Annotated in this window: 3 protein-coding genes and 2 tRNA genes; all 5 read left to right on the top strand. The window is 65.9% G+C overall.

Annotation, left to right across the window (positions count from 1 at the left end; genetic code table 11):
- Positions 1 to 270: 270 nt before the first annotated feature.
- The 5 genes from Q1L50_RS07615 to Q1L50_RS07595 all read left to right on the top strand — a co-directional run bounded on the left by Q1L50_RS07615 (position 271) and on the right by Q1L50_RS07595 (position 5025).
- On the top strand, positions 271 to 2670 hold the full coding sequence (locus Q1L50_RS07615) for a tetratricopeptide repeat protein (RefSeq protein WP_300337242.1): 2400 nt from the start codon (positions 271 to 273) through the stop codon (positions 2668 to 2670).
- A 322-nt stretch (positions 2671 to 2992) separates the two neighbouring features.
- Positions 2993 to 3433, top strand: coding sequence for a DUF995 domain-containing protein (locus tag Q1L50_RS07610; RefSeq protein WP_300337240.1), 441 nt, complete (start codon positions 2993 to 2995; stop codon positions 3431 to 3433).
- A 435-nt stretch (positions 3434 to 3868) separates the two neighbouring features.
- Positions 3869 to 4645 carry a DUF3750 domain-containing protein gene (locus Q1L50_RS07605; RefSeq protein WP_300337238.1) on the top strand — a complete coding sequence of 259 codons (777 nt, stop codon included), beginning with the start codon at positions 3869 to 3871 and terminating at the stop codon, positions 4643 to 4645.
- Between the two features lie 203 nt (positions 4646 to 4848).
- Positions 4849 to 4924, top strand: a tRNA-Ala gene (locus Q1L50_RS07600).
- Positions 4925 to 4949: 25 nt separating this feature from the next.
- Positions 4950 to 5025: transfer RNA gene (locus tag Q1L50_RS07595), tRNA-Glu, on the top strand.
- Positions 5026 to 5053: the final 28 nt, after the last annotated feature.

Below are 5053 nucleotides of genomic sequence, written 5' to 3'. Positions count from 1 at the left end.
CCTTCTTCGCCTCGCCCCAGTCCGTCGCAAGGGCGGACTCAAGGTTCAGCGCCTGATCGCCGCTACCTCCGATACCTTCCGAGCTCAACTACTCGGTCTTCTATAAGATTCATGCGATTGCCCTGCGTGCTTGCCGCCACTTCATGCAGCCACATATACTCCGGTACTCTGGGCGCGGTGCTGAACATCGCGTCCCGGGTCTTTTTCCGCGGCGACCCGCCCGTCAACGCGGCCTGGCACAAGCAGCTCCGCCCATTCCGACGCCTGCCAATGAAACCTGGACGAAACGACAGCTGCCCATGTGGCAGCGGCCGGAAATACAAGAACTGCTGTTTGGGCGGCTTTGCGCCGACGCCGATCGACCCGGGGCCGTTACTGGCGATGTTCAAGGCCGGCCGTCATGCCGAACTGGAATCGTCCTTGCGCAGTCTGGTTGAGCAACCACCGCAATCGGGCCTCCTCTGGGCTCTGCTCGGCGCTGCACTGCAAGCACAGGGCAAGGACGGCCTGTTCGCCTGGCAGCGCGCAACGATCGTCTCGCCAGCCGATTTCGAAGCCCAGACCGGCCTGGGGAGGGCTTTCCTCGAAAGGGAACGGTTCGCCGAGGCCGCCGCCTGCTTTCGCCTGGCACTGGCCATTCAGCCCGAGAATCCCGGCGCGCAATTCAATCTTGGCGATACGCTGCGGCTGCTGGGGCAGCATCGGGAGGCGGCGACACACCTGCGCCGTGTCTTGCTGACAGCCCCCGATTTCGCCGAAGCCCTGGTCTCGCTGGCCGCTACGCTGGGCGAGCTCGGGGAACTCGGCGAAGCCGAAAGCTGCTGTCGTCGCGCCGTCGTGCTCGCCCCGGACTACGCTGCAGCGCATTTCTCCCTGGGCAACATTCTGCGCGATTCGGCGCGTCTTGATGAAGCGAGAGACTGCTTTGCGATGGCAGTGGAGGCTGCTCCAGACTACGTCGCTGCGCTCGGCAACCTGGGCAATGTGCTGCAGGAACTCGGGATTTTCGTCGACGCCGAAAGATGCTATCGCCGGGCGCTGCAACTGAACCCCGCGTATGCCAACGCCAGCACCAATCTGGGGAAGCTGCTGGTCGAGCAGAGCCGTTTTGCCGAGGCCGAGACCTGCTATCGGGCGGCGCTGCAGATCTGCGGGCAGAACGCCGAAATTCTTGAACGGCTGGGTGGCGTACTGGCCGAGCTGGGGCGTTCGAACGAAGCGACAGAAGCCTGCCGTCAGGCGCTGCGCTTGCAGCCCGACCGTGCTAGCGCGAGGCTGGCGTTGGCGGCCGCCGCGCTCCCGGTGATCGCCCAGAGCACCAAGGAATCAGCGGCCGCAGCGAGCTTGTTCGCCCGCGCCCTCGACGAGTTGGCGGCCTGGCTGCACGACGATGGCCATCGGCAGCCACGCGCGGCCGACCTCGCGGCAGCGCAGCAGCCCTTCCTGCTGGCCTACCGCGACGGGAATCACGTTGCCCTGCTGTCGCGCTATGCCGACCTGCTCGCTGAATGCCTGCCACCCCAGGAACAGCTGGTTCGTCCGCATCGCGACAGGATTCGTCTGCTGGTCGTCTCGCATCACGTCCGCCGGCATTCGGTCTGGGACATTGTCCTGCGCGGCTTGCTGCTGCACCTGGATCGCACGCGTTTCGAGGTATTTCTCTATCACCTCGGCAACGTCGAGGACCAGGAAACGGCTTTCGCGCGCACGCAGGTCGATCGCTGGCGCGACCGGCACACGCTATCGGACGCCGGCGGCTGGCTGGCCGCCGCTCGCGAAGACCGTGCCGATGTGATCTTCTACCCGGAGATCGGAATGTCGTCGCTCTCTTATTTCCTGGCCGCGCATCGGCTCGCGCCACTGCAAGTGGCCAGTTGGGGACACCCGATCACCACCGGTCTGGCGAGCATCGACCTGTTTCTGTCTGGCGCCCTGCTGGAGCCGCCGGATGCCGACGCACATTATCGCGAACGCCTGGTCCGCCTGCCCGGCACGGGCTGTTGCACGACGCCGGTAGCGCTTGCCGCCGAGCCCATCCCGGAGGTCGAGGCCAGCTTGCTGGGCATGGACGGCCCGCGTTTCGTGATCGCCCAGCGGGCGATCAAGTTCGACCCCGCCGATGATGTCCTCTACGCGCAGATCGCCGTCGCCACCGGCACCAGCGTCTTCATCCTGCTGAAGGATCCGGTATGTCCGTGGGCCACCGACAAGATCATGGTTCGCCTGCAGTCGGTATTCCGCCAACACGGCCTCGATCCGGCTCGACACCTGCTGCTGATCCCCTGGCTGCCCGCGGCGAAATTCCTCGCTTTGCTCGACCTCTGCGACGTCTTCCTTGACTGCCCGGCTTTTTCCGGCTACACCACGGCCTGGCACGCCATGCATCGCGGCCTGCCGATCGTTGCCCTCGACGGGCCCTATATGCGCCAGCGGCTTGCCGCCGGGCTGCTGCGCAAGGCGGGATGTTCAGGCAACATCGCCTCATCGACGGCTGACTACGTGGCCATCGCCGCGCGCCTTGCCGGCGAATGCCGCGATCCGCAGCGGCGCAGCGCGCTGCGCGCGGCCGTGCTGGCCGCGGCGCCAGCGGTGGATAACGACCGCAGCGTGGTCAGGGCCTTCGAGCAGTGCCTGACGGTGGCACTTGAGGGTTCCGGCCAGCAGATCTAGTTCACCGAGGCTGCCTCCACGGTCAAACTGCTGATCGGCGGGGCCACCGCCAGATCCACGACCGGCGAGCGGGCTGCGGCGCTGAAGCCCGCAACTCGGCCGCTGCTGGCACGCATCTCGTCGGCCACCCGGACCGACGCCAGCGCCGTGCCGCACCCTGGAAATCGTGGCAAGACTGAAAATGGTCTGGTCGGCGCAATCGGGCCTCGCGGGCGTTCGCCTACGGCGACTGCCACGGCCGCAATCAGCATTTGACCACGTCGAAAACGGCCACCTATACTACCCGCGGGGCCGTTTGATTCCCTGCCCTCAGGAGGAACACATGAACAAGCTTGCCGCCGCTCTCTTGGCACTCGTCGTTGCTACTCCCCTGGCTTTCGGACAAACGTCTGCCGACCTGAAGCTTGGCGATATCAAGGCGCAAGGAGCGAAACAGCTCACTGTTGAAGAGATGCGCGAGCTTCTCCCCGGCGCCAAGGTCAAGCGAATGACCAAGACGGGCAGTACGCACTTCTGGGAGAACAGCGCCGACGGGACCTTCGTCGCGTCTTCAGACGGTCGCGGCAGTACCAAACAAGTGCCGGGGCGCGGGAAAGGAAGCTGGCACCTGGCGGACAACGGGACCTACTGCGTGATCATCGAGTGGTCAGTCGCAACCGACCAGTGGTGCCGATACCTGTTCAAGGTCGGCGACAAATACTACGGCGCAGGCTCTGTCAGCAATGATGCGGCAAACGTCTTCGAATACGAGTTCAGCAAGTAGACGAACAGGCGAACGGCCGGGACAAACACCTGCGCGATCCGCGCCGCGGCGGTCGACCACCTGCAGGTCCGCCCGGCCGGCGCGCAATCACACCCGATCTCGCCGGAAGCCTGCGTTCTGGGTGGGCCGGGCGTCGGCGAAGTCCCGAGTGCGCATTTCCGCAGCGGGGCCTTGCCCTTCCGATCTGTCGATCATGGCGTTACGCTGGCGCTGGCCGGGGGCAATTCCATCTTTGACCGTCGCGCTGCGGGATAGGGGATGCGGCAGGGGTCGTCTTCTAAGCGCCGATACGCGCCATGTCAGGCGGCAGCGTCGGACACCAAGCCAACACCAGGGTGATCTGGATGGCGCCTTTCAATCACGCACCGCGACGCCGCGAACCTACGACGCCTGACAGGTACCAACAGCTTTTGCTCCGCCGAAGGGACATTCAGGATGAGACTTGCAGGCTCTTGGCAGCTGCGACTGGCGCTGACCCTGGCGCTGTTGTTCGTCGTCCCGGTCGGCGTGGCGGTCAGCCAGCATCTCGCCGACGACGCCCGGCCAGGCGACTGGCGCACTGCGCGACGAGACAGCAGCGGCCAGGCCCCCGATCCACTGCACACCCCGGAAGCAGTTGTCCAGGTCTACGCCGCGCGCGCTTTCGGCTGGCGTGGTGCCTTCGGGGTGCATACCTGGGTCGCCACCAAAACGGCACACGCCGACCACTATATCCGCCTGGAAGTGGTTGGCTGGGGCGTTCAGCGCGGCATCGACGCGGTCCGCATGCAGCGCGGAGAAGCCGACGGCTACTGGTACGGCAACGCGCCGACCCTCCTCCGGGAAGTGCGCGGCGGCACCGACGTGGATGCGCTGATCGCCAGGCTGCACAGCGCCGCGCGGGCCTATCCGCACCAGCACGAATACCGGCTGTGGCCGGGTCCCAACAGCAATACCTTTATCGCCTACCTGGGCCGGGCAGCGCCGGAGTTGCACCTTGACCTGCCGCCGACGGCCATTGGCAAGGACTATCTGCCCGAAGCCGCCCTGCTCGCCAGCGCGCCGAGCGGAGGCGGCGTCCAGCTTTCGCTGGCGGGCTTGCTCGGCGTGACGGTGGCCGCCGAAGAAGGCTTCGAGCTGAACCTGCTGGGCTTGTCGCTGGGTATCGATCTCTCGCCGCCGGCCCTCAAGCTGCCCGGAGTGGGGCGCCTGGGGATGTCCGGGAACGACTAGTTCCTTTGGCGGCCCGCCCGCCGAGGCTACCGCACCCAACAACAGCCACGCCGGTGGCTGGTTCGCGTCGCTCACGGCTCGTCGCCGCGACACCGTCGAAAACGGCATCGCGCAAGCCGCAGGCTCTGGTCCCGGCGGATCGCTGCCGACAGCGCGCTTTACAGCACGCAGGCGGCTCCCTATAATCCCGGCTTCTTTCGGGCGGGGGTATAGCTCAGCTGGGAGAGCGCTTGCATGGCATGCAAGAGGTCCGCGGTTCGATCCCGCGTACCTCCACCAGCAATTCGAGAGAAGTTCATTCCGGGTCCCCATCGTCTAGAGGCCCAGGACACTACCCTTTCACGGTAGGTACCGGGGTTCGAATCCCCGTGGGGACGCCACCAGTTCCCCGCTTTTAACGAGCGGGCT

The organism is Accumulibacter sp. (assembly GCF_029255145.1).
Taxonomy (GTDB): Bacteria; Pseudomonadota; Gammaproteobacteria; order Burkholderiales; family Rhodocyclaceae; genus Accumulibacter.
The sequence above is the reverse complement of the archived record's forward strand: the minus strand, read 5'-3'. Positions and strand labels throughout refer to the sequence as shown.

Excerpts from the sequence above, each read along its gene's own strand:
- Q1L50_RS07615 (WP_300337242.1), top strand. The coding sequence starts at position 271 with ATGAAACCTGGACGAAACGACAGCTGCCCATGTGGCAGCGGCCGGAAA.
- Q1L50_RS07610 (WP_300337240.1), top strand. The coding sequence starts at position 2,993 with ATGAACAAGCTTGCCGCCGCTCTCTTGGCACTCGTCGTTGCTACTCCC.
- Q1L50_RS07605 (WP_300337238.1), top strand. The coding sequence starts at position 3,869 with ATGAGACTTGCAGGCTCTTGGCAGCTGCGACTGGCGCTGACCCTGGCG.